Below are 22,974 nucleotides of genomic sequence, written 5' to 3' on the forward strand. Positions count from 1 at the left end.
GCGGCGGCTTCCCCGATGGAGGCCGTGCCATGCAAGACGACAGTTCCCTGGAGACCCTGCTGGCGCCGCTCGGCGACGATGCCCCGGCCGGACCGGATCTGGAATACGACCCGGAGTTCCTGCGCCTGGAGCGCGAATCGGCGGTCCGCGCCGAGCGCTCGCTGGGCGAGAGCGTCATCGCCGCCGAAGAACCGGACTGGGACAAGGTGCAGGCGCTGGCGCTGGAACTGAGCCGGCGCAGCCGCGACCTGCGCGTGGCCGGCAAGCTCGGCGCCGCCTGGCTGCGCCTGCGCGGCCTGCCGGGCTGGGCCGATGCGCTGGCGTTGATCCACGGCCTGCTCGAGCGTCATTGGGACAGCGTGCATCCGCAGCTGGATGCCGACGACGACAACGACCCCACCTCGCGCATCAATGCGCTGGTCGGCCTCAGCGACCCGATGGGCCTGCTCGGTGCGCTGCGCACCACCGCGTTCGTGCAGTCGCCGCGGCTGGGCCGCTTCAGCCTGCGCGATCTGCGCGTGGCCAACGGCAGCATCAAGCTGCCCGACGGCCAGAGCGGCCCCAGCCTGGCCGAAATCGAAGCCTGCTGCCAGGACTGCGCGCCGGAAACGCTGGCCACCTCCGCCCAGGCCATTGCCGAGGCGCTGCGGCAGGCGCGCGCGATCGATGCGCTGCTGAGCGAGCGCGTCGGCACCGCTGCGCCGGACCTGCGGCCGCTGCTGACCGACCTGCGCGATCTGGAGCGCTTCGTACTGCCGCATTGGCAAGCGCGGCAGGGCGTCCTTGCGGTCACTGAAGACGGTGAGCAGGCTGCCGGCGAGGGCCACGCCGCCGCCACGGCAACCAGTGCCACCCGCCGCAACGACGAGATCGCCGGCCCCGAGGATGTGAAGCGGCGGCTGGAAGAGATCTGCGCCTATTACGCCCGGCACGAACCATCCAGCCCGGTGCCGATGCTGCTGCGCCGCGCCCAACGCCTGGTCGGCTGCGATTTCCTGGCGCTGATGAAGGAGCTGGCCCCGGCCGGCATCGACGAACTGCAACGCGTCACCGGCCCGCTGGAAGAAACCTGAGCCGCATCGCCAGGCAAGAAACCCGAGCACCTGGTGTCCCGCCGGGCAGGGAACGCCGAGCAGCGGTTGCGCTGGACAGGCAGGGCACGCTGAGCGGTGCGCCCAGCGATCGTGAACACGGTTGAGTAGCGCCCAATCGTGTGAAAGAGCACCGGGCACCGCTGCATGCCGGCAGCCCATCGTCAGCGCTACCGCAAGCGCACCACGCGGGTGTGCGGCGCGCTGTGCGCAAGGGGACATCTCCGGGCACGGCGGCAATTCGGCCAAGGCAATGAACCGCAGATCAAAAACGCAACGCCACCGGGCGTTTCAACGCCCGACGCATGCCCCACGAATCCCGAATCCCAACTCCCCAATCACCAGCTGTAGAGCTGCCAATACACCTTGTTGACCTTGTCCTTTTCCGCGTCGGTATGCCCGTCATGGTCGCGGTCGTACAGGAAGTAGGGCGCCCCGCGCGCCGGCGTCACCCGCACCATCTCCAGCTGACCGTTGACGCGGTATTCGTCGACCTTGTCGCCGTTGCCCATGGTCTTGCTGGTGACATCGGCGCCAGCCGGGATATCGCCACCGGCGCGGTCGCCGCCGCCGGTGGCACAGCCGCCGAGCAGCAGTAACGGCAGCAGCAAAAGACGTGCTTTGTTCATTGTCGTTATCCGTGTTGATCGCCAGCCAGTATGCGCTGGCGCGGTGTGCCCTGGGCGTGCAGCGTAGAATCGGGCCATGAGCAGATTAGTCCTGATCGACGGGTCCAGTTACCTGTATCGCGCGTTCCACGCGCTTCCGCCGCTGACCAATGCCCAGGGCGAGCCCACCGGTGCCTTGTTCGGCGTGGTCAACATGTTGCGCGCCACCTTGAAGGAGCGCCCGGCCTACATCGCCTTCGTGGTGGATGCGCCCGGTAAAACGTTCCGTGATGACTTGTATGCCGACTACAAGGCCAACCGACCCCCGATGCCCGACGACCTGCGCGCGCAGGTGCAGCCGATGTGCGACATCGTGCATGCGCTGGGCATCGACATCCTGCGCATCGATGGCGTGGAAGCGGACGATGTGATCGGCACGCTGGCGCTGCAGGGCGCTGCCGATGGGTTGAGCGTTACCATCTCCACCGGCGACAAGGACTTCGCCCAGCTGGTGCGTCCGGGCATCGAACTGGTCAACACCATGAGCGGCAGCCGCATGGATTCGGACGCGGCGGTGATCGCCAAGTTCGGCGTGCGGCCCGATCAGATCGTCGACCTGCTGGCGTTGATGGGCGACACCGTCGACAACGTGCCCGGCGTGGAAAAGTGCGGCCCCAAGACCGCCGCCAAATGGCTGGCCGAATACGACTCGCTCGATGGCGTCATCGCCAACGCCGACAAGATCAAGGGCAAGATCGGCGACAACCTGCGCGCCGCATTGCCACGCCTGCCGCTCAACCGTGAGCTGGTGACCATCAAGACCGATGTCACCCTGGCCAGCGGCCCGCGCGCGCTGGACCTGCGCGAGCCCAACGCCGAGGCGCTGGCGGTGCTGTACGCCCGCTACGGCTTCACCCAGGCGCTGCGCGAACTCGGTGGTGCGGCCGCCCAGGCGGGCCTGCTGGCCGAGCCGGTGGCGCTGGGCGCTGCTGCTGCCACTGCGCGCACCGAACCGGGCCGCGCGCGCGGCACCGGCTTCGTCTCCGGCCCCGTCCACGCCGCGGTGGATCTCGATCCGTCGCTGTCGGCGCCCGGCCAGTACGAGACCATCCTGACCCAGGAGCAGCTCGACAGCTGGATCGCGCGGCTGCGTGCCGCCGGGCAGTTCGCCTTCGATACCGAAACCGACAGCCTGGACCCGCTGCAGGCCGATTTGATCGGCCTGAGCGTGGCGGCCGAGCCCGGCCAGGCGGCGTACCTGCCGTTCGGTCATCACTTCCCCGGTGCGCCGGCTCAACTCGACCGTACCCAGGCATTGGCGCAACTGGCGCCACTGCTCACCGACCCGGCCGTGCGCAAGCTCGGCCAGCACGGCAAGTACGACCTGCACGTGATGCGCCGGCATGGCGTGGCGCTGGCCGGCTATGCCGACGACACCCTGCTGGAGAGCTTCGTGCTCAATTCCGGCAGTGCCCGCCACGACATGGACAGCCTGGCCAAGCGCTATCTCGGCTACGACACCGTCAAGTACGAAGACGTCTGCGGCAAGGGCGCCAAGCAGATCCCGTTCGCCCAGATCAGCCTGGAAGACGCCACCCGCTACGCCGCCGAGGACGCCGACATCACCTTGCGCCTGCATCGCGTGCTCGGCCCCCGGCTGGCCAGCGAACCGGGCCTGGAGCGCGTCTACCGCGACATCGAAATGCCGCTGGTGGACGTGCTGGCCCGCATCGAAGCCAACGGTGTGTGCGTGGACGCGGCCGAACTGCGCCGCCAGAGTGCGGACCTGTCCAAGCGCATGCTCGCTGCCCAGCAGAAAGCCACCGAGCTGGCCGGGCGCAGCTTCAACCTGGATTCGCCCAAGCAGCTGCAGGCCCTGCTGTTCGACGAGCTCAAGCTCCCCGCCGTGGTCAAGACGCCCAAGGGCCAGCCCTCGACCAACGAAGAAGCACTGGAAGCCATCGCCGACCAGCACGAGCTGCCGCGGGTCATCCTGGAATACCGTGGCCTGGCCAAGCTGCGCAGCACCTACACCGACAAGCTGCCGGAGATGATCCACCCGCAGTCCGGGCGCGTGCACACCAGCTACCACCAGGCCGGCGCCGCCACCGGGCGGCTGTCCTCGTCCGATCCGAACCTGCAGAACATCCCGATCCGCACCGAAGACGGTCGTCGCATCCGCCGCGCGTTCGTCGCCCCGGCCGGACGCAAGCTGATCGCCTGCGACTATTCGCAGATCGAGCTGCGCATCATGGCGCACCTGTCCGGCGACCCCGGACTGGTGGGCGCGTTCGAATCCGGCGCCGACGTCCACCGCGCCACCGCCGCCGAAGTGTTCGGCCGCACCATCGACACCGTCAGCGGCGATGAGCGCCGCGCCGCCAAGGCCATCAACTTCGGCCTGATGTACGGCATGAGCGCCTTCGGCCTGGCCCGTCAGCTCGGTATCGGCCGCGGCGAGGCGCAGGACTACATCGCGCTGTACTTCAGCCGTTACCCGGGCGTGCGCGACTTCATGGAAACCACCCGCCAGCAGGCGCGCGACAAGGGCTACGTGGAAACGGTGTTCGGGCGCCGGCTGTATCTGGACTTCATCAATGCCGGCAGCCAGGGCCAGCGTGCCGGTGCCGAGCGCGCCGCCATCAACGCGCCGATGCAGGGCACCGCCGCAGATATCATCAAGCGCGCCATGGTCAACGTGGACGGCTGGATCGCCAACCACGCGCAACGCGCGAAGATGATCTTGCAGGTGCACGACGAACTGGTGTTCGAAGCCGATATCGATTTCGTCGATACGCTACTGAGCGAGGTCACCACGCGCATGGCGGGCGCAGCTGAATTACGCGTGCCGTTGGTGGTGGATTCCGGCGTTGGCGATAATTGGGACCAAGCGCATTGATGCGGTGAATGGCTGCGATATGCTGAATACGCAGATCAGCAATAATCCGTTCCAAACATAATGTGAATTCAGCTGAGTTAATGGAATGAATACCCCCTAAATTCTACATTTTTTTAACAGTTATCTTCACGATCCATCAATGTAGAAAATGTTGTTATATCCCTCGACGGGCGCAACGCCTGTCGGTAGATCTCTCCCATCCCCTGGAGCAGATCTCGGAGCGGAAACTCCTCCCCAAGTTTCCGTTCCCTGGCCCCGCCGACCTCCCCCTGGTCTGCGGGGCTTTTTATTTGTGTCCTTCCACAATGCGCAAGCGCTGCAGCGTTAACAGCGATGCTGCAGGTGCCTTCGGTGTGCGCAGGGCGCGTGGCGTGTAGCGACACCACTCCAAGACCCTGCGCAGGCAACGCATTCGCTTGGCGCCAAGCCCCAATGCATGCCGCGTTGCAGCGTAAATGCCCGCTCAATCGTCGGGTGCGGCGATGCAGAGGGAATGCTGCGCCGGCGGTACGAGGCCATGCTGCTCATTCAGTTTATGGGCGGGCAGCACGCGTATTCATCTATCGATTTACGGTTGTCGCGTTTGCGCGTGTTTGCCATGCACGCTACCGCTACCGGCGCTGGTGGGCGAGTTTCATTCTGCCAAGGACCAGGGCGCCGTCGCAGTCATGCGATCCGCGCCTGTGCGGCCTCTGTCTCCAGGCAGCGTGGCGCACCGGTGATGCACAGTGGATCGAGCCGTCAGCAGGCAACGCGCTTGCTCGCGACCCGCTGTAACGTGCCCGCCAATGCCACCGCCTGCGTGGACGTCCGCCAACACGCCACGCCTTCGGCGGCGTTTCGATCAACCCAGCCAGTCGCGTGGAATCAGGTAATCGGCCAGCCGCGCTTCGGCGCTGCCCGGCTCCGGCGTGAAGCCGTACTCCCAACGCACCCGCGGCGGCAAACTCATCAGGATGCTCTCGGCGCGCCCACCGCTCTGCAATCCAAAGAGGGTGCCGCGGTCGTAGACCAGATTGAATTCCACGTAGCGCCCACGACGGTACAGCTGAAACTCGCGTTCGCGCTCGCCGTAGGGTGTGTCCTTGCGCCGCTGCACGATTGGTATGTACGCATCCAGAAAGCCATCGCCCACTGCGCGCTGGTAGGCGAAGTCGCGCTCGAAATCCTGACCCAGATCGTCGAAGAACAGCCCGCCCACGCCACGCGTTTCATTGCGGTGGCGCAGGAAAAAGTATTCGTCGCACCAACGCTTGTGCGCGGCATAGCGCTCTTGGCCAAACGGCTCGCACAGCGCCTGTGCAACGCGGTGCCAGTGCTGCACATCCTCATCGAAGGGATAGAACGGAGTCAGGTCGAAGCCACCGCCAAACCAGGCGGCCACCACCTCGCCATCGCGCTCGGCGCGGAAGTAGCGCACGTTCATGTGCGTGGTCGGGATATACGGGTTGTGCGGATGAAACACCAACGAGACGCCGCATGCACGCCAGGTCGCACCGGCAAGCTCGGGCCGGTGCGCACTGGCCGACGGCGGCAGGCGCGTACCGGACACATCCGAAAAACCGATGCCGGCCTGCTCGAACACCGCGCCGTCGCGCAGGATGCGGGTACGGCCACCGCCGCCTTCCTCGCGCTTCCAAAGGTCCTCGGCGAAGCGTGCCTTACCGTCGGCAGCTTCCACAGCGGCGCAGATGCGGTCCTGCAGGTCGGTCAGATAATCGCGTACACGGTCGAATTCATTCATGTCCCAATTCTAAGCCGTGCGCTCCGCGCGGTGCATCCCGCCCAAGCGCGCCCGTTTGTCGCAGTGCGATGCGGGATGACGGCGCAGTGATCACCGCTGGGCAATGACCAGTCGAGATGGTCGTATGCCAGTGCTACCGACCGGCGAGATTCGCTTGTTCTACAGCGCCGTTTCCGTATCAGGAGCTACTTCATAAACTGCCGACCAACGTGTGGTGCAGTGTCCTTGCCGCAAGGATGGGTTCACGGCGTGTGCCGCGAGCGATGCGGGCGCCGTGCATTCGAGCTGGGCTTGAAGACAGCCGGGCAACCGCACACGCAAGCTCTCAGTTTTCGATGCGCAACTGGCGAGCGAGGCGTATTTCGTTGCAAGGCAGCTGAACTGCTGCAGGCTGCAGCGTCCTTACCGGCTATCAAGTCGCTCAGCTTGCGAAAACTCCGCGCGGACAGCGGGCGTGCACAGCCGCCATGCCAATGCTGCGTGGACGCAGCCGATCGCCAGCGCACCCAGGCCGGTGAGGACCAGTGCCATTTGCTGGGTGGCCTGCAAACGTGCCTGCATCTGCGGCCACTCCGGGCTTTGCAGCACATCGGCGGGCAGCAGCGTCTGCACGCCGTCGAATAAGGGCCCGATCAACGCCAGTCCGCCGAAATTGAGCAGCCCGGTCACCAGCAACACCGCCACGAAGCCACGCCTTGCCCACTCGCGCCGCTGCAGCAGCGCCCAACTCAACCAGCAGAACGCAGCCGAGAGCACCACGCCGGCGACCGATAACGACAGCGCGTGATCGATCAGCCATTGCCAGGAGGGGGGCAGGGTGATGCCTTCGGGCAGCCCTAGCGATGCCGCACCTGGCGCCAGTGCGATCATTGCGATCTGCATCAGATTGGCCAGCACGCTGACCGCCCCCAGCAACAGGGAAACCCACGCCAGCGGAGTGACGAAACCACCGCGCTGGCGCGCCGATGCTGGCCGGACGGCGCTCATTGCAGCGATGCGATGTGGGCGGCCACCATCGCCTGCCCGGGCGGATCCAGCGCAGGTTGCAGGTGCGCGTACCACTCGGGCACTGCGTCGGCTGGCAGGCATTGGCGCAACAACGGCGTGCTGCGCTCAAGAAAGGCTTCGAGAAACGGCAGCCCGCGCACGTACAGGAAATGGCTGTCGGTAATGGACATGCCAGCGTATGCCTCGCGCAGCCATTCCAGGTGCGGCAGCGCGTGCGCCCCGTGGCCGGCGCGGGTGAGCGCGGTGAGGAAGCTGGTACGCGCGGTCGCCGGCGAGGTGGACCGCTCCTGCGCATTGAGATCGTCGAAGGTCAGCAACCACTGCTCGCCCTGGGCGATCTCGTTGCACATCACCGAGGTGGTTGCCAGCTGCAGTGCGTTGTGTGCGGTGGGCTCCAGCGCGTACAGCGCCAGCCAGTACGGGTAGGCCTCGCGATAGCGGTCCAGCGCGCTCAACGACAGCGCGCACAGGCGCTGCGCATCGGCACCAAGGTGGCGCTGCGTCTGCGCAGCGTTGTAGGCAGCCACATGGTCGCCGCGCTGAAACGCGCTCAGCGCCGGTTGCAGTGCGGGATCGATCTCGGCCGCCGCTTCCGACACGTCTGCGGCAGCGACAGGCGCAGCCGTCGGTGCCGTGCGCGGCGTGTTTGCCGCAGTGCTCTTGCGTCCAAACAAACGGTCCCACAGGCCCATCGCGTCTCCCTTCCCTGCGCCCGTGGTGAGTGGAAGCGCCATCATGCCGGCGGCGCACCGGTCATGTGGCGGACCGGTGCAGCAGCACGCGTGCAGCGATGGCGCGTTACCGGTCCTGCGCCAAGCTTAGAGCCACTGGCGTAGCAACAGGTGAGTGCGAAGCAACCCAGACGCCGGTGTTGGTTTTGCCCGCGCACGTGCCGCATCGTTGATCCTAATCGCAGCGTCGTCGCTGCGATTGGCCGGATCGGTCACGTTCTGCGCGGTTGGTGAGGGCGCATCGTGACTGCGAGATGGCCTGACCCCGGCATCTGCGTGTAAGACGCGCGGCGCCCGCTCCGTGCCGCTGGCGGCCAACCCGTGGGCAAGGCGCACGCCCTGTCTCGACGCGCCACAGGACGCTTCGCCCTCCACCTCAAACTACCTGACACGCTCTACGGCTTCACCTGCTCATTGAACAGCTTGAGGATGCGCTTGTACTCGTCCAGCCACGAATCGGCGCGCGTAAAGCCGTGGCGCTCCAGCGGGTACGGCGCCACCTGCCAGTTGTCCTTGTGCAGCTCGATCAACTTCTGCGTCATGTCCACCGAATCCTTGAAGAACACGTTGTCGTCGATCATGCCGTGGGCGATCAGCAGGTGGTCGCGCAAGCCCTCGGCGTAATTGATCGGCGAGGAGATCTTGTAGGCCTCCGGATCGAGCTCGGGCGTGTTGAGGATGTTGGAGGTGTACTCGTGGTTGTACTGCATCCAGTCGCCGACCGGGCGCAGCGCCGCCCCGGCCTTGAACGTGCCAGGGCTGCGGAACAGCGCCATGTAGGTCATGAAGCCGCCGTACGAGCCGCCATAGATGCCGGCGCGTGCGCGATCGCCCTGCTTGGTGGCGACCAGCCAGTCCAGGCCATCCAGATAATCTTCCAGCTCGGGGTGGCCCATGTTGCGATAGATCGCCGTGCGCCAATCGCGGCCGTAGCCTTCGGAGGCGCGATAGTCCAGGTCCAGCACGATGTAGCCCTGCTGCACCAGCAGGTTGTGGAACATCTGCTCGCGGAAATACGGGGTGTAGCGCTCGGAGACGTTCTGCAGATACCCGGCGCCGTGCACGAACATCACGATCGGATACTGCTTGCCCGGCTCGGGCGTCTTGGGGCCGTAATACTTGCCCCAGACCGTGCCGGCACCGTGTTTGGACGGGATTTGCACGTACTGCGGCGCAATCCACGGCTGCGCCTTGAAGGCTGCCGTGCGGGTATCGGTGAGCACGGTGGCCTGACCGCCTGTGGCCGGTACCACGGCCAGTTGGGTCGGCAGATAGCTGCCGGAGTAACGCACCAGCAACTGCTGCCCGTTGGGCGAGAGGCTGAAACCTTCCACACCGTTCAACGCCGTGATCTCGGTGAGCTGATCGTTGCGCAGATCGAGCTTGCAGACTTCGTAATCGCCCGGCCATTTTTGGTTGCACAGGAAGAACATGCCGCTGCCGTCGGCGCTGGCCACCGGCATCGACACTTCCCACTTTCCGCGCGTGCGTTGGCGCGGTTTGCCGTTGCCTTCCACGGTGTACAGCTGCGAATAGCCGGATTCTTCCGACAGCAGCCACAGCGTACGGTTGTCGGGCAGCCAGCCGAAATCGTTGAAGTCCCAGTTGATCCACGCGCTATCGCTCAAACGGTGACGCGGCTGCAGCCTGGCGTTGTCCAGGTCCACGCTGGCGATCCAGCGGTCCTTGTTGTCCACCGCGCGAATTTCCACCGCCACGTTGCGGCCGTCATCGCTCCAGTGCACGGCCGGCCCGCTGCCGTCGCCATCGCTTTCCACGCGCACCGCGCGGTTGCCCTTCAGGGGGTCGCGCTTGGCGGCTTTGCGCAAGGCCGCCAGCGGATCGGTGGCGATGCCGGGGAGTGGGTCGAACGACAGCGATCTGGCCGTGCCCGCGCCAACATCCACCAGCCACAGCGCATGCGCTGCCGGGGCGTTGCGGCCGACACGGGTGCGCACTTCCTGGAATTCTTCGTAACCGGATTCGGTCACGTATCTGGGCATCTTGCCGGCCTGACCTTCGTCGGCGTTCTTGGCCTGTGTGACCACCAACAGATGGCGGCCGTCCGGCGACAACGCGCTGTCGACGATCTCCACCTCATCGCCCAGATACACCGGCGCCGCCGCACGCGTGGCATCGGCGCGGCGCCAGGCGTCTTCCTGCGTGCGCAGCGCGTCGCGTTGCTCCTTGTCGCGGCGCAAGGTGGCCAGCGTCGCCAGTTGCTGCTCGCGCAGCACATCGGCCTTGGGAGCGGCGTTGGGGTCGCGCTCGGCCTTGACCACCGCCACCTGCGCAGTGCCGCCGTCGGCGCGCCAGTGGTACCAATTGTTGCCCGCGCGCCAGATCGCACCGCCGTCGCTGGCGAACTGCGGACGCGATTCGGTCTCGTTGCTGCGGGTCAGCTGGGTCAGCGCACCTGTGCGCAGATCGCGCAGGAAGATGTCGCCGTTACGTGCGAACAGCATGCGCTGGCGGGTGGCATCGTAACTGGGGTTTGCCGCATCCAGGCCGGCGCGCGCGGTATCGGCCACACGCTCGGCGGTGCCGCCGCCGGTGCCCTGGCGATAGGTGTCGCGCACCGGGCTGCCATCGCGCTTGAGCAGGTATTGCACCTGTTTGCCGTCCCATTGCCACCAGGCCTGGTCCACCGCCGGCCCGATCCAGTCCGGGTCGGCCATCGCCTGTTCGATGGTGAGCGGGGCGGCAGACTGCGCATGCGCAGTGGTGGCCAGCAGCAGAAGGGTCAACGGCAACAATCTAGGCATCGGACACGGCTGGACGCAAAGGAGAGCGCGCAAGCCTAGCAGTTCGCCTTCGCAGCAGGCTTGGGCCACAGGTCATGCGTGCGTGGCTGCATGCAGCGCCCGGTAGCACCTGTAAGCGCGCAATGAGCGGGCGCGACCATGGGCCGGCGCTGCGCAAGCATGCAGTCGCAGATGAGAGCGGTGCGCGGCATCGGCGCTGCACGACACGACAGCGCAAATGAATCCTTCAACGCCACGGCACTGGTAACGCCACGCGCTCAACTGGCGCACGCGCCGACGAACGCAACGAAAATCTCGTATGGAAGCGCACCTGCGCAGAGGCGCCGCACGAGTGCCCTGCACACCTGCAGCCCGTCGGCGTATCGCACTGCCCAGCGCAACCACGCACTGGTGAAGACTTGCCGCGTGCAGAGACGATGATGTGCCATGCCGCACAAGGCGCGCGTCGCACACCAACTGGCCCGGCCACCCGCATGCCACACCCCGGCGGCGATCCACTTCGCGCGTCGCAGAGGAAAACCCCTGACTTGCCAGCGGCGCAGGTGGCGGCCAAGCTAGCGCGCTTTTGCGACCGTCGGTTTCCATGTCCAGCCTGCCTGCCCCCGCTATTTCCCATCCGATGGCTGTTGGTGCGCCCGACCGGCCGCTGGCCTGGCGCGCGGGGCAGTCGGTCGATCTGGCGACCTTCATCGCGCACGTGCACGGCCTGGCGCAGCAGCTGCCCGCGGGCCGCCATGCGGTGAATCTGTGCGAGGACCGCTATCGTTTCATGGTGGCGTTCTATGCATGTGCGCTGCGCGGGCAGGTCTCGCTGCTGCCGTCCTCGCGCGCGCCGGCAGTCGTGGGCGAAGTGCAGGCGCGTTACGCCGATACGTATTGTCTGGGCGACCTGGCGCTGGAGCTGGCGCCGCCGCGGTACTGGCAGCTGCCGGCCGAGTTGCCGCAGGCTCAGGGCCCGATTCCGCAGCTGGCCGACGATGCGCTGGTGGCGATCGGTTTCACCTCCGGCAGCACGGGCAGCCCGCAACCCAACCCCAAGACATGGGGCAGTTTTTTGACCAGCACGCGCCAGGATCTGGTCGCGCTGCAAAGTCTGTGGACGCACACCGATGCCGTCCCGCACGTGGTCGCCACCGTGCCGCCGCAGCACATGTACGGCATGGAGTTGTCGGTGCTGCTGCCGATGGTGACCACGCTGGCGGTGCACGCCGGGCGCCCGTTCTTCCCGGATGACGTGGCACGTGCACTGGCCGATATTCCCGCGCCGCGTGTCTTGGTGACCACACCGGTGCATCTGCGTGCGTTGGTCGAATCCGGCGTGGCGCTGCCGCCGCTGGCCGGCATCGTGTCGGCCACCGCGCCGCTGGCGCCGGAGATCGCCGCTGCCGCCGAAGCGCGTTTTGGCGGTGAGGTGCGCGAGATGTTCGGCTCCACCGAAACCTGCGTGTTCGCCGTGCGCCGTACGGCGCTGGAAGCGGCGTGGACGCCTCTGCCCGGCGTGCGCCTTGAAACGCAGGCTGCAGGCACGCTGGTGCATGCGCCGCATCTGGCCACGCCGGTGCTGTTGGCCGACATGATGGACGTGGCCGACGACGGCCGCTTCCAGGTGCGCGGCCGCCAGGCCGACCTGCTGGAAATCGCCGGAAAGCGCGCATCGCTGGCCGATCTGACACGGCGCTTGCTCGCCATTCCCGGCGTCATCGACGGGACCATCGTGCAGCTCGCGCCCGACCCCGGCCAGGCGGTCGGCCGCATCGCCGCGCTGGTGGTCGCCCCCACCCTCGACGAAGCCCAGGTGCTGGCCGCGCTCCGCGTCAGCGTGGACCCGGTCTTCCTGCCGCGCCGCCTGCGCAAGGTCGCCGCCCTGCCACGCAACGAAACCGGCAAGCTGCCGCGCGATGTGGTGCTGGGATTGCTCAACGGCTGAGCGTGACCTGCCACGTGTGCGCAACGGCAGGCGTCATGGACGCGGCAGTCAGCGTGGCGATGAATGGCCGCAGACACAGCGCGAAGAACGCGCGGGCAGGCATGGTCGACGCAGGCCACAGAGCGTTGCCGCCTTGCTGGTCGTCATCTGTGCGGTGGTGTTGTCGGCGTTCATCGGCACCTGTGTGGCGCCTTCGATGCGGGGTCACAGATGCGCGGCACGAATGCTCGCATCAGGTCAGCCCGCATCGCGCCATCCGTGGGCGCTGCTCGATCGATCGCCGCAGATGGCCTCCGCGGCACGTGGCATCACCCATGCACCCCATCGATCTCCACCGCCAGCTCATCGCGGCAGATCACGGCGTGCAGCAGCAGGCGCGGGACCGCATCGCCGAAGCGGGCATCCAGTGCCTGCGCAACCCGGGGCAGGTCGTCGCGCTCGCGCACATAGACTTTCAGGCGGGTGCCGGCGCCGAACTGCGCCGGTAACGCCGGTGCATGCTGACGCGCGGCGCCGAGCAGGGCGTCGAAGTTGGCGAAGGTTTCTTCCAGCTGCGCCAGCAATTGGCCGGTATGCATCGAGGCGTGGCCCACCACCGCAGCGGTGCCTGACAGCAGCAGCGGCATGTCGCTGCCGGCCGGTGGCAGCATGGCACGGGCGAAACTGGGCGGCTGCGGGCCGTACTGGCGCGGGTAATGGTAGGCACTGACCTGGCGCGGGTTTTCCAGCGGCGTGCCGGCATTGGTGGCGGCCAGCCAGTAGATCTGGATGATGCGCTCGGCATCGCAACGGCCCACGGCGGTGGCCGCCGGCAACTGCGCGGTGTCGAATGCGCCCAACCCGCGTGCACGGCCCACGCAGAACTGCCGGTAACGTTCGCGATCGCCGCTGCCCAGGGTGATGGCGTCGAGGTAATTCCAGATCCGCAGCAACCGCGGCGTCTGGCCGTTGCTGACGAAGGCGGTGATTTCCGCATATGCCCTGGCAGCGGCTTCTTCGATATCGACATCCTGCTCGTCGATCTCGATCACGCCGAACTGCAGGTGCCCATCGCTGGACCAGGCGATGTTGCCATCGCGGCCGCTGCGCACCGGCGCATCGGTGCGCCAGACTTCCAGCACGCTGGCCTGGTACGGCTGCAGCGGCACGCGCAGATAACGCGGGTCGTGCAGGCGCGGCGCCGCATCGCCGAAGCCGAACACGGCCAGCACCTGCGGGTCGGTCAGCAGCACGGCAGGGTCGGTCTGGTCGACATAGTCGACCTGCAGCCGGGGATGGCGCACGGCGTGCGTGGTCTGGGCCTGGGAAGCGGTCATTGAGCGTCTCGTTGTTGCGTGTCGCATTGCAAGGTGTCGCCGTCGAAGCCGAGCTTGGCCTGACGCCGGCGATGGCGCCACGACTGCCAGGCGCGCGGCATCATCGACAAGGTGGTGAGTGCGTACAGGGCGCGAAAGGCGCGCAGGCGGATGCGGACTTTGGGGGCGTCGAAGACATCGCCGGCCAGCATTGCCACCACCGCCTGTTCCACCTGCCAGGTGTTTTGCGGGTGCGCGAACAAGGCGCGCATGGTGGGCGAAGTGAAGCGATAGATGAACCACTTGAATTCATCCACACCGCGCGTCAGTTCGCGCTGCAGGGCACGCTGCAGTTTCGCCTCCGACTGCGGTGCGCGCAGTGCCGCATCCACCATCGCCGCGCCACGTTCGGCGCTGTGCATGGCCAGGAACACGCCAGAGGAAAACATCGGGTCGACGAAAGTGTAGGCATCGCCCAGCATCAACCAGCGCGGCCCGGCCATGCGCGTGCATTCGTAGGCGTAATTGCCGGTGGCATGCACCGGCGCCACGCGCTCGGCGCCGAGCATGCGCGCGTTGAGCTCGGCATTGAGCGCCAGCGTGCGCATCAAGAAGCCCTCGCTGTCGCCCTTGCGGGTCTTCATGTACTCCGGGTAGCAGACCGCGCCCACGCTCATGATGTCGTCCGGCAGCGGAATCAGCCACATCCAGCCGTGCGCATGCCGGTAGATGCTGATGTTGCCGGCATCCTCGCCCGGGCGTCGCGTCACGCCGCGGAAATGGCTGAACACCGCGGCCGACTGATGCGTTGCATTGGCGCGTTTGAGCTTGAGGCGGTTGCCCAGAAAGGTGTCGCGGCCGCTGGCATCGAGCAGATAGCGCGGGCGGAACTGCTGCACGCCACCGTCTGCCGTGCGTGCCTGCAGCACCGGTTGTTCGCCGTCGAATGCGACCTGCTCCACGCAGACCTGCTCGCGTGCATCCACGCCCACCGCACGCGCACGCTGGAACAGCACGTGGTCGAATTGCGCACGTGGCACCTGGAAGGCGAAATCGGCCTTGGCATCGAGCGCGTGGGAGAAACGGAACGTGTTGTAGCCGCCGCTGTCGTTGGGAAAATCCGCCCCACGCTTCAGCACGCCGATGGCGCGCACGTCTTCCAGCACGCCGAGGCGTTCAAGAATCGGCATGTTCATCGGCAGCAAGGACTCGCCGATATGAAAGCGCGGGTGCTGCGCCTTCTCGAGCAGGGTCACGGACCAACCGAGCTCGGCAAGTGCGATGGCCGCGGTGCAGCCAGCCGGGCCGCCGCCGACGATCAGGACATCCGGACACTCCGGTCCGGGAGCCGGCCCGGCTGCCGGCATGGCGGTCGGGGTAAGGCGAACAGCGGTGGAAGTCATCCTGCAACGAACCTGCGGCGGGCGAGCGTCATGCAGTCATGATAGCCTGACCGGCGGCCCGGCCAGCTTGCGGCCCGCCGATTCATATGTGAAGAACGACCGGCAGTCACGTGCAGGCACCGGCCAGCCGCGCGGCAGATGCTCGGATTGGCAGCGGCGGCAACGTACACTACGGCCCGGCGCGACGCTCATGCATGCCGATGCTCGTCCGCGCTGCTCCTGCTTGTTCTCACTCTTGTTGCCCGACCCTGACCTGTGGAAATCCTGGATGTCCTCGCAAACCGCTGCCGAACGTGAACTGGCCGAACTCCTGGTCGAAAGTCTGAACCTGGAAGACGTCCAACCCGCCGACATCGATCCGGAGGCGCCGCTGTTCAATACCGGGCTGGGGCTGGACTCGATCGACGCCCTGGAACTGGCGCTGGCGATCAGCAAGCGCTACGGCTTCCAGCTGCGCTCTGACAACGACGAAAACCGTCGCATCTTCGCGTCGCTGCGCGCACTGTCGGCGCATGTCCAAGCCAACAAGACCGTCTGATCTGCCAACTGCGCCATCCCCCGACGCACCCGCGTGGGTGCTGGGGCTGGGCGTTCTGCTGGCGGTGGCGTATTCGCCGTTGGCGCATTGGGCCAATGCCAGTCACCGCCCGGAATTGGCCGTCATCGCCGGTGGTTTGCTGGTGCTGATGGTGTTGATCGAACCGATGGTTGCGCGCCGGCCCTGGGCCTGGGCGTTGGCGCTGTTGCTGCTTGCCGGGCTGGGCGCGCTGTGGCATTCGCCGTATGCGATGTTGGTGCTGGCGGCGCCGCCGGTGGTATTTACCGGTTGGGTGGCCTGGTTTTTCGGGCGCAGCCTGCGGGCCGGACGCACGCCGCTGATCACGCGCATCGTCGAGGGCCTGTACGGCCAGGCCGGCATGCTGATCACGCCCGAACAACGCCGCTATACGCGCCGCCTCACGCTGGCCTGGGCAGTGCTGCTGTGCGGTCTGACCCTGGCCAATCTGGTGCTGGGTCTGTGCGCCGAGCCCAGCGGCGTGCTCGCGCAGCTGGGTCATGCCTCGCCGCTGCCGATCAGCGACGCGCGCGCCTCGTTGTTCGCCAACCTGCTCGCCTATGGGGTGATTGGCGGCTTCTTCGTTGGGGAATATCTATTGCGTGGCCGCTGGTTTCCACAGCGCCCCTATCGTAATCTGCCAGACTTCTTGCGTCAGATGGCGCGGCTTGGGCCGGATTTCTGGCGCGATCTGCTGCGCTGAGTGCGTGGCCTGGGGCAGCGACGGACGTGCATATTTTCGGGGACAAGACAAAAATGCCGTTGGCAAGGATGCCGTCGCGCCTGGCGTGGGCTGTGTTCAACCTGTTGCAATTGGCGTTCACGCTGGCCTTTACCGCTGGCGGGATCGTCTACGCATTGGCATCGCTGGCGATCACGCGCGATGCCGACCGCCTGCTGCGCATGGGCAGCTGGATGTGGGCGCCGGTGCTGTTCCGCGGTGCGGGCGCCACCGTCATCGTGGAAGGGCGCGAGCGGGTGGATTGGTCCAAGAACTATCTGTTCGTGAGCAACCACCAGTCGATCATCGACATTTGCGCGCTGTTCCATGCCTTGCCGGTGCCGCTGCGCTTTTTACTCAAGGAAGAAATGCGCAAGGTGCCGTTCGTGAACTGGTATGCGCGCGCCGCCGGCATGCTGTTTCTGGACCGCGACAGCCGCAGGGCAGGGGCGCTGGTGCGGCGCCAGGCGGCCGCATTGCTGCGCGAGGGCAAACAGTTGTGTCTGTTTCCCGAAGGCACCCGCAGCCGTACCGGCGCATTATTGCCATTCAAGGCCGGGCTACTGCAGGCCGCTATCGATGCTGGCGTGCAGGTGGTGCCGGTGGCGCTGGATGGCTGCGGCAAGGTCTTGCCGGTCGATGGCCTGTTCAGGGTGAGGCCGGGCATCATCCGCGTGCGGATCGGTGCGCCGATCGCGGTGACCGGGCCGGATGCGCCCGATCGCCAACAATTGACCGAGCAGGCACACAAGGCCGTGGCTGCAATGCTTCAACCCAGGATCTGAGTTCTGCGCTTATGGATTTCGTTGTGCCGCATGATCATCCCTGCCTGCCCGGACATTTCCCGGGCCGTCCCGTGGTGCCTGGCGTAGTCGTGCTCGACCATGTGCTGCAGGCGGTGGAAGCCCTGCATGGTCCGCGCGCGGCCATGCGCCTGCCGCAGGTGAAATTCGTGCAGCCCTTGCTGCCCGGCCAGACCGCGTCGGTCACGCTGGAAGGCGATGGCCCGCGCTGGCGCTTCCGCGTGCAGCGCGCCGAGGCGTTGCTGGTCAGCGGCGAACTGGTGGCCGAGGCGGCGGCATGAGCAAGCACTGGAAACAGCGTCCGGAAGGTGGCGGGCGCTTTGCGTTGTGGCTGATCCGCGGCATTGCACGGCACGCCGGACGTGCGGTGGGGCGTGCGCTGCTGTATCCGATCACGCTGTACTTCCTGCTGGTGCGTGGCCCCGAGCGCGCCGCCTCGCGTGCCTACCTGGCGCGGGTGCTGGGCCGCCCGGCCACGCTGCGCGATGTGGCGCGGCACATCCATACCTTCGCCTCGACCATCCTGGACCGGGTGTACATGCTGTGCGGGCAGATGCAGCGTTTCCGCGTGGACATCACCGGCCTGGATCAACTGCACACGCAAATGGACCGCGGCCGCGGCGTGCTGATCTTCGGCTCGCACCTGGGCAGCTTCGATGCGCTGCGCGTGCTGGCCACCGAGCGCCCGGACGTGCAGGTCAAGGTGGTGCTGGACAAGGCGCACAACCGCGCCATGACCGACCTGCTGGGGGCGCTCAACCCGCAGCTGGCCGCCAACATCATCGACGCCGGCATGGATGCGACCTCGATCGTCATGGCGATCAAGGAAGCCACCGATGCCGGTGCGCTGGTGGCGCTGCTGATCGATCGTCCGCGCGAAGGCGACCCGGCGCTGCCGGCGATGTTCCTGGGCCGCAATGCGATGTTCCCGACCTCGCCGTGGTTGATCGCCGCGGCGCTCAAGGTGCCGGTGGTGCTGGCGTTCGGCCTGTATCACGGCGGCAATCACTACGAGCTGGCGTTCGAAACCTTCAGCGAAGGCCTGGACGTGCCGCGTCGTCAGCGCGCCCCGGTGCTTGCGGTACTCATGCGCGATTACGCTGCCAGGCTGGAACATTACACCTGCTACGCGCCGTACAACTGGTTCAACTTCTACGATTTCTGGAACACCCACCATGCCGATGTGCCGCACCCTGCCGTGGATGCTGATACTGCTGTTCAGCGCCGCACCGCTATGCGCCGCACCGCCTGAGACGCTGGACGTCGGGCAGGTGCTGCAGCGCCTGGCGCGCCCCGCACCGGTCAGCACCGAATTCGTCGAATTGCGCGGCTCGGCCTTGCTGAAGACGCCGTTGCGCGTGGAAGGACACTACCGTCGCCCGGACGCGCAGACGCTGGTGCGCGAGGTCAGTGCGCCGTACCACGAAACCACCACGCTGACCGGCGACGAAGGCGTGCTGGAACGCGAAGGCAAATCGCCACGCCGTTTCTCGTTGAGCCGCGTGCCCGAGCTGGCCGGTTTGAAGTCCGGCTTCGGCGCGTTGCTGTCCGGCGACCGCGCGCTGCTGGAGCAGCACTACCGCGTCAGTGGGCAGGGCCAGCCGCAGGCCTGGCAGCTGACGCTGCAGCCCAAGGATGCTGCCGTGGCCAAGCAGGTGCACGAATTGCGCCTGTACGGAGGCAACGACGAACTGCGGTGTATCGAAAGCGTGCCCGCCAAGGGCGACATGCAGCGCACCCTGCTGGCCGGTGCCGCGCGCGCGGCCGCCGGCGTGACCGATGCCGCCGCGCTGACCGCGCTCTGCCACGGTTCGGGCGCGTGACCGCGCGCGGGATGGTTGCGCCGGTCGTCTCTAAACACATCACACCCTTCGCAGCTGAAACGCGCACGTTGCCAATAACGACCGATGTCGCGCGTGCGGCCGGCGGGCGTTCGGCCGCTGCAGCAGGATATGCATGCCATGGCGCTTGAATTGAACGCAAACCGCCGCATCGGCCTGGCGCTGTTTTGGCTGGCCTTGCTGGCAGTGGCTGGCTTCTGGTTGAGCGAGACGCTCAAGGTCACTGGGGACTTGCGCAAGTTCATGCCCGCCCCGCGCACGCCGGCGCAAAAACTGCTGATCGAAGAACTCGGCGAAGGCCCTGGATCGCGGTTGCTGCTGATGGCGTTGTCCAACAACGATCCGGTCACCTTGGCCGAGCAGTCGCAGCAACTGCACCAGGCGCTGTCCGCGCAGCCGGCGTTGTTCGAACTGGTCAGCAACGGCGGCAATGCCGGGTTGGAGGCGATTCCCAAGCGCTTGCTGCCATACCGCTATCTGCTCAGCGACAGCTTCGACAAGACCCCGCTCGACGCGGCGACGCTGGAAGCGGCGTTTCAGGCGCGCGTGCAGGATCTGGGCTCGCCGGCAGCGGCCATGGTGGAGCCGTTGTTGCCGCGCGACCCCACGATGGAAATCCTGCATCTGGCCGAAACCCTGCAGCCGGCAGCGATGCCGCGCACGCGCAATGACGTGTGGTTCGATCGCGCCGGCACGTCGGCGCTGTTGATCGTGCAGACCCGCGCGGCCGGCTTCGACCCCACCGGCCAGCAACTGGCCTATGACGCCGTGCAAGCGGCGTTCGCGAAGGTCAGCAAGGGCACCGCCACCCGGCTGACGCTGACCGGGCCGGGCGCATTCGCGGTGGAAATCACCGCGCGCACGCAGGGCGAGGCGCAGTGGATCGGCACGCTGGATACGGTAGGCCTGGTGTTGCTGCTGCTGGTGGCCTACCGCAGCTGGAAGATTCCGGTGCTTGGCGTGTTGCCGCTGGCCAGCGCCGGTCTGGCCGGCCTGGGTGCGGTGGCGCTGCTGTTCGACGGCTTGCATGGCATCACCGTGGCATTCGGCTTCACGCTGATCGGCGTGGTGCAGGATTACCCGATCCACCTGTTCAGTCATCAGCGCCCCGGTCTGGATCCGCGCGAGAACGCACGGCACCTGTGGCCGACGTTGGCCACCGGCGTGGTCTCTACCTGCATTGCCTATGTGACCTTCCTGTTTTCCGGCGTGGACGGCCTGCGGCAGTTGGCGGTGTTCACCATCGCCGGACTTGCCACCGCCGCGGTCACCACGCGCTGGCTGTTGCCGGCCTTGATCGACCCGGCCCCGCGCGACTACGCGGACTCGCGCCTGCTGGCGGTGCTGTGGCGTGGCATTGCGCGCCTGCCGCGGCCACGCATCAGCCTGGCGGTGATGGCCGTGATCGGCATTGCGGTGATCGTGTTCGCGCCCGGGCAATTCTGGCAGAACGATCTGTCGAAGCTGACCCCGGTGCCACCCAAGGCCTTGGCGCAGGACACCCATCTGCGTCAGGAGCTGGGCGCGCCGGATGTGCGTTACGTGCTGGCGCTGCCGGCAGCCAGCGATGAAGCGGCGTTGCAGGCCAGCGAGCAGTTGCGCCCGCGTCTGGATGCGCTGGTGCGCGATGGTGCGTTGCTCGGTTACGACATGGCGGCACGCTATCTGCCCAGTGCCAAGACCCAGCGTGCGCGACAGGCCGCATTGCCCGATGCCGCCCAGGCGCGCGCGCTGACCGAGCGCGCCGTGGCCACCACGCCATTCCGCAGCGATGCGTTTGCGCCGTTCCTGCAGGATCTGGACGCCGCCAAGCGCGCCGCACCGCTGCTGCCGAAGGATCTGAGCGGCTCGCCGCTGGCCACGTCGGTCGGTGGCCTGCTGCTCGGCCGTGGCGATCGCAGCACCGCATTGGTGTCGTTGACCGGCCTGCGCGATCCGGCGGTGTTGGCGGCCGCCGTGCAGGGCAGCGGCGCGCAATTGCTGGATCTGAAGGACGCCTCCGAATCGCTGGTGGCCGCCTACCGCGGACGCGTGCTCGGTGCGCTGGTCCTGGCTGCCTTGTTGCTGGCGGTGACCGTGGCGATTGCATTGCGCAGCCCGCGCCGCATCGTGCGGGTGCTGCTACCGATGGCGCTGACCACGGTGCTGATCCTGGCGATCCTGCGCGGCACCGGGGTGGAGCTCAATCTGTTCCATCTGATCGCGCTGATCCTGGCCGCCGGTCTGGGCCTGGATTACGCGCTGTTCTTCGATCATGCCGGCGACGATCACGCCGACCAGCTGCGCACGCTGCACGCGTTGATCGTCTGCAGCCTGATGACACTGCTGGTGTTTGCGCTGTTGGCCGCTTCCAGTATCCCGGTCTTGCGTGCCATCGGCAGCACGGTGGCGCTGGGCGTGTTGTTCAATTTCATTCTGGCCTTGCTGGTGTCGCGCGAACCGGCGCTGGAACGCACCGCGAACGGAGAGCCGCATGCAGGGACGTGACGCAATCGCTGCGCTGATTCCGCACCAGGGCAGCATGTGCCTGTGGGAAGAAGTGATTGAGTGGGATGCACTGCGCATTGTGCTGCGCAGTCACGCACACCGCAGCGATACGCATCCGCTGCGGTGCAACGGGCGTTTGCGCGCGCTGCATCTGTGCGAGTACGGCGCGCAGGCCATGGCCGTGCATGGCGGATTGCTGGGTCGCCAATCCGGCATGCCGGTACGCCCGGGCATGCTGGTCGCGCTGCGTAGCGTGGAATTGCACGTGGTGTATCTGGACACCTTGCCGGATGCGATCCACTGCCAGGCGCAGGTGTTGATGCAGGGCGACGACAGCCAGCAATACAGTTTTCGCCTGACCCATGGCGAGCAATTGCTTGCCGAAGGACGCGCCACCGTGATGCTGGGTGCCGCCTGAGGCCTGCGCTCAGGGATTGACGGGTGTCTTCGCCGCGATGAGCGCGCTCAGATTGCCGACGCCGGGCAGGCGGTGCGCATACAGCCGCGCGATGTCACTGCCGCTGTGCAGATGCTCGAAATGCTCCAGACCGATCGACAGGAATTCCGCACTGCCATCGTGCGGCGTCTTGATCTCGCCGACTTCGAGTGCCTTCAAGGCGCTGATCCAATGGAAGGACTGGCCAGCGTCTTCGCGATTGAAATAGGCGTACCAGACCGGAATGCGGAACAGCCGCTCAAACGCCACCGCGCGTCTGAGTTCATCCTCATAGGGCAGGCTGTAACAGGTTTTCTTGTACCTGTTGCGGTTCTTGACGTCGATGGCGATCAAGCCGATCGACTCCAGCAGCAGCAGGAAATCCGGCCGTTTGACCGCTGTGCCGAACAACGGCGCGAAGGTGTCCGGCGCTTGGCAAATGGCCACATAGCTGAAGCCATGCAGCTGCAGCCATGCATTCATCGCGTCCTCGCCTTGCTTGCCAAGGCCCGCCAAGTTCACTGCATTCATCTCGTTTCGTTCATCGCCGCCCGTGTTCGAAAGCTACCAGCCGGATTCGAAAGCGCTCAAGCGGCAGCGATCGGATTTGCGGCATGGTCAGGCAAATACGCGAGAAGTACCAAGAGTCCGTCCTTCAA

19 protein-coding genes are annotated in these 22,974 nt (G+C 66.5%); 11 read left to right on the forward strand and 8 right to left on the reverse strand.

Annotated elements, in window-relative coordinates; translation table 11 throughout:
* Positions 1–29: 29 nt before the first annotated feature.
* Positions 30–1,073: a type VI secretion system protein TssA gene (gene tssA / locus J7396_RS16880; protein WP_127167698.1), complete on the forward strand. Its 1,044-nt coding sequence runs from the start codon at positions 30–32 to the stop codon at positions 1,071–1,073.
* A 356-nt stretch (positions 1,074–1,429) separates the two neighbouring features.
* Here the strand turns inward: tssA and J7396_RS16885 are convergent, their stop codons facing one another.
* The gene (locus tag J7396_RS16885; protein ID WP_008571145.1) at positions 1,430–1,720 is read right to left on the reverse strand and encodes a DUF2782 domain-containing protein; all 291 of its coding nucleotides are present in this window, start codon (positions 1,718–1,720) and stop codon (positions 1,430–1,432) included.
* Between the two features lie 76 nt (positions 1,721–1,796).
* Between J7396_RS16885 and polA the strand changes: the two genes are divergently transcribed.
* Positions 1,797–4,598 (forward strand): DNA polymerase I, encoded by a 2,802-nt coding sequence (gene polA, locus J7396_RS16890; protein WP_209261775.1) that lies wholly within the window; start codon positions 1,797–1,799, stop codon positions 4,596–4,598.
* Between the two features lie 844 nt (positions 4,599–5,442).
* Here the strand turns inward: polA and hemF are convergent.
* The 4 genes from hemF to J7396_RS16910 all read right to left on the reverse strand — a co-directional run bounded on the left by hemF (position 5,443) and on the right by J7396_RS16910 (position 10,837).
* Positions 5,443–6,342: an oxygen-dependent coproporphyrinogen oxidase gene (hemF, locus tag J7396_RS16895; RefSeq protein ID WP_008571148.1), complete on the reverse strand. Its 900-nt coding sequence runs from the start codon at positions 6,340–6,342 to the stop codon at positions 5,443–5,445.
* 402 nt (positions 6,343–6,744) lie between these two features.
* The gene (locus tag J7396_RS16900; RefSeq protein ID WP_209261776.1) at positions 6,745–7,329 is read right to left on the reverse strand and encodes a hypothetical protein; all 585 of its coding nucleotides are present in this window, start codon (positions 7,327–7,329) and stop codon (positions 6,745–6,747) included.
* Positions 7,326–8,042 (reverse strand): hypothetical protein, encoded by a 717-nt coding sequence (locus J7396_RS16905; protein ID WP_057681220.1) that lies wholly within the window; start codon positions 8,040–8,042, stop codon positions 7,326–7,328. The genes J7396_RS16900 and J7396_RS16905 overlap by 4 nt, the downstream gene beginning before the upstream one ends.
* Positions 8,043–8,476: 434 nt before the next feature.
* Positions 8,477–10,837 (reverse strand): S9 family peptidase, encoded by a 2,361-nt coding sequence (locus J7396_RS16910; RefSeq protein ID WP_209261788.1) that lies wholly within the window; start codon positions 10,835–10,837, stop codon positions 8,477–8,479.
* 592 nt (positions 10,838–11,429) lie between these two features.
* Here J7396_RS16910 and J7396_RS16915 point away from each other — a divergent pair.
* Complete coding sequence (locus tag J7396_RS16915; protein WP_029820687.1) at positions 11,430–12,773, forward strand: AMP-binding protein; 1,344 nt, start codon at positions 11,430–11,432, stop codon at positions 12,771–12,773.
* A 308-nt stretch (positions 12,774–13,081) separates the two neighbouring features.
* Here the strand turns inward: J7396_RS16915 and J7396_RS16920 are convergent, their stop codons facing one another.
* The gene (locus J7396_RS16920) at positions 13,082–14,089 is read right to left on the reverse strand and encodes a hypothetical protein (protein WP_057681222.1); all 1,008 of its coding nucleotides are present in this window, start codon (positions 14,087–14,089) and stop codon (positions 13,082–13,084) included.
* Positions 14,086–15,435, reverse strand: a complete 1,350-nt coding sequence (locus J7396_RS16925) for an NAD(P)/FAD-dependent oxidoreductase (protein WP_029820685.1) — start codon at positions 15,433–15,435, stop codon at positions 14,086–14,088. The genes J7396_RS16920 and J7396_RS16925 overlap by 4 nt, the downstream gene beginning before the upstream one ends.
* Before the next feature lie 304 nt (positions 15,436–15,739).
* Between J7396_RS16925 and xanC the strand changes: the two genes are divergently transcribed.
* From xanC to J7396_RS16965, 8 genes are all read left to right on the forward strand, one after another.
* Positions 15,740–16,009: a xanthomonadin biosynthesis acyl carrier protein XanC gene (gene xanC / locus J7396_RS16930; RefSeq protein ID WP_005914783.1), complete on the forward strand. Its 270-nt coding sequence runs from the start codon at positions 15,740–15,742 to the stop codon at positions 16,007–16,009.
* Positions 16,010–16,046: 37 nt separating this feature from the next.
* Positions 16,047–16,730: a hypothetical protein gene (locus J7396_RS16935; protein ID WP_008571156.1), complete on the forward strand. Its 684-nt coding sequence runs from the start codon at positions 16,047–16,049 to the stop codon at positions 16,728–16,730.
* A gap of 53 nt (positions 16,731–16,783) precedes the next feature.
* Positions 16,784–17,533: a lysophospholipid acyltransferase family protein gene (locus J7396_RS16940; RefSeq protein ID WP_008571158.1), complete on the forward strand. Its 750-nt coding sequence runs from the start codon at positions 16,784–16,786 to the stop codon at positions 17,531–17,533.
* A gap of 71 nt (positions 17,534–17,604) precedes the next feature.
* Positions 17,605–17,832, forward strand: a complete 228-nt coding sequence (locus tag J7396_RS16945; RefSeq protein ID WP_223866257.1) for a hypothetical protein — start codon at positions 17,605–17,607, stop codon at positions 17,830–17,832.
* The gene (locus J7396_RS16950; protein WP_008571161.1) at positions 17,829–18,803 is read left to right on the forward strand and encodes an acyltransferase; all 975 of its coding nucleotides are present in this window, start codon (positions 17,829–17,831) and stop codon (positions 18,801–18,803) included. The genes J7396_RS16945 and J7396_RS16950 overlap by 4 nt, the downstream gene beginning before the upstream one ends.
* Positions 18,727–19,374 (forward strand): LolA-related protein, encoded by a 648-nt coding sequence (locus J7396_RS16955; RefSeq protein ID WP_033837365.1) that lies wholly within the window; start codon positions 18,727–18,729, stop codon positions 19,372–19,374. The genes J7396_RS16950 and J7396_RS16955 overlap by 77 nt, the downstream gene beginning before the upstream one ends.
* 138 nt (positions 19,375–19,512) lie before the next feature.
* Positions 19,513–21,879 carry an MMPL family transporter gene (locus J7396_RS16960; protein ID WP_209261777.1) on the forward strand — a complete coding sequence of 789 codons (2,367 nt, stop codon included), beginning with the start codon at positions 19,513–19,515 and terminating at the stop codon, positions 21,877–21,879.
* Positions 21,866–22,297, forward strand: a complete 432-nt coding sequence (locus tag J7396_RS16965; protein ID WP_209261778.1) for a phosphotransferase — start codon at positions 21,866–21,868, stop codon at positions 22,295–22,297. The genes J7396_RS16960 and J7396_RS16965 overlap by 14 nt, the downstream gene beginning before the upstream one ends.
* Positions 22,298–22,306: 9 nt before the next feature.
* Here J7396_RS16965 and J7396_RS16970 read toward each other — a convergent pair whose 3' ends face one another.
* Positions 22,307–22,846 carry a hypothetical protein gene (locus J7396_RS16970; RefSeq protein ID WP_008571166.1) on the reverse strand — a complete coding sequence of 180 codons (540 nt, stop codon included), beginning with the start codon at positions 22,844–22,846 and terminating at the stop codon, positions 22,307–22,309.
* Between the last annotated feature and the right edge of the window lie 128 nt (positions 22,847–22,974).

The organism is Xanthomonas sp. A1809 (assembly GCF_017746015.1).
In the GTDB taxonomy this organism is placed as follows: Bacteria; Pseudomonadota; Gammaproteobacteria; order Xanthomonadales; family Xanthomonadaceae; genus Xanthomonas; species Xanthomonas euvesicatoria.

Bases quoted from the DNA above. Each gene is read 5' to 3' on its own strand.
- tssA (WP_127167698.1), top strand. From the start codon at position 30: ATGCAAGACGACAGTTCCCTGGAGACCCTGCTGGCGCCGCTCGGCGAC.
- J7396_RS16885 (WP_008571145.1), bottom strand. From the start codon at position 1,720: ATGAACAAAGCACGTCTTTTGCTGCTGCCGTTACTGCTGCTCGGCGGC.
- polA (WP_209261775.1), top strand. From the start codon at position 1,797: ATGAGCAGATTAGTCCTGATCGACGGGTCCAGTTACCTGTATCGCGCG.
- hemF (WP_008571148.1), bottom strand. From the start codon at position 6,342: ATGAATGAATTCGACCGTGTACGCGATTATCTGACCGACCTGCAGGAC.
- J7396_RS16900 (WP_209261776.1), bottom strand. From the start codon at position 7,329: ATGAGCGCCGTCCGGCCAGCATCGGCGCGCCAGCGCGGTGGTTTCGTC.
- J7396_RS16905 (WP_057681220.1), bottom strand. From the start codon at position 8,042: ATGGGCCTGTGGGACCGTTTGTTTGGACGCAAGAGCACTGCGGCAAAC.
- J7396_RS16915 (WP_029820687.1), top strand. From the start codon at position 11,430: ATGTCCAGCCTGCCTGCCCCCGCTATTTCCCATCCGATGGCTGTTGGT.
- J7396_RS16920 (WP_057681222.1), bottom strand. From the start codon at position 14,089: ATGACCGCTTCCCAGGCCCAGACCACGCACGCCGTGCGCCATCCCCGG.
- J7396_RS16925 (WP_029820685.1), bottom strand. From the start codon at position 15,435: ATGCCGGCAGCCGGGCCGGCTCCCGGACCGGAGTGTCCGGATGTCCTG.
- xanC (WP_005914783.1), top strand. From the start codon at position 15,740: ATGTCCTCGCAAACCGCTGCCGAACGTGAACTGGCCGAACTCCTGGTC.
- J7396_RS16940 (WP_008571158.1), top strand. From the start codon at position 16,784: ATGCCGTTGGCAAGGATGCCGTCGCGCCTGGCGTGGGCTGTGTTCAAC.
- J7396_RS16950 (WP_008571161.1), top strand. From the start codon at position 17,829: ATGAGCAAGCACTGGAAACAGCGTCCGGAAGGTGGCGGGCGCTTTGCG.
- J7396_RS16955 (WP_033837365.1), top strand. From the start codon at position 18,727: ATGCCGATGTGCCGCACCCTGCCGTGGATGCTGATACTGCTGTTCAGC.
- J7396_RS16960 (WP_209261777.1), top strand. From the start codon at position 19,513: ATGGCGCTTGAATTGAACGCAAACCGCCGCATCGGCCTGGCGCTGTTT.
- J7396_RS16965 (WP_209261778.1), top strand. From the start codon at position 21,866: ATGCAGGGACGTGACGCAATCGCTGCGCTGATTCCGCACCAGGGCAGC.
- J7396_RS16970 (WP_008571166.1), bottom strand. From the start codon at position 22,846: ATGAATGCAGTGAACTTGGCGGGCCTTGGCAAGCAAGGCGAGGACGCG.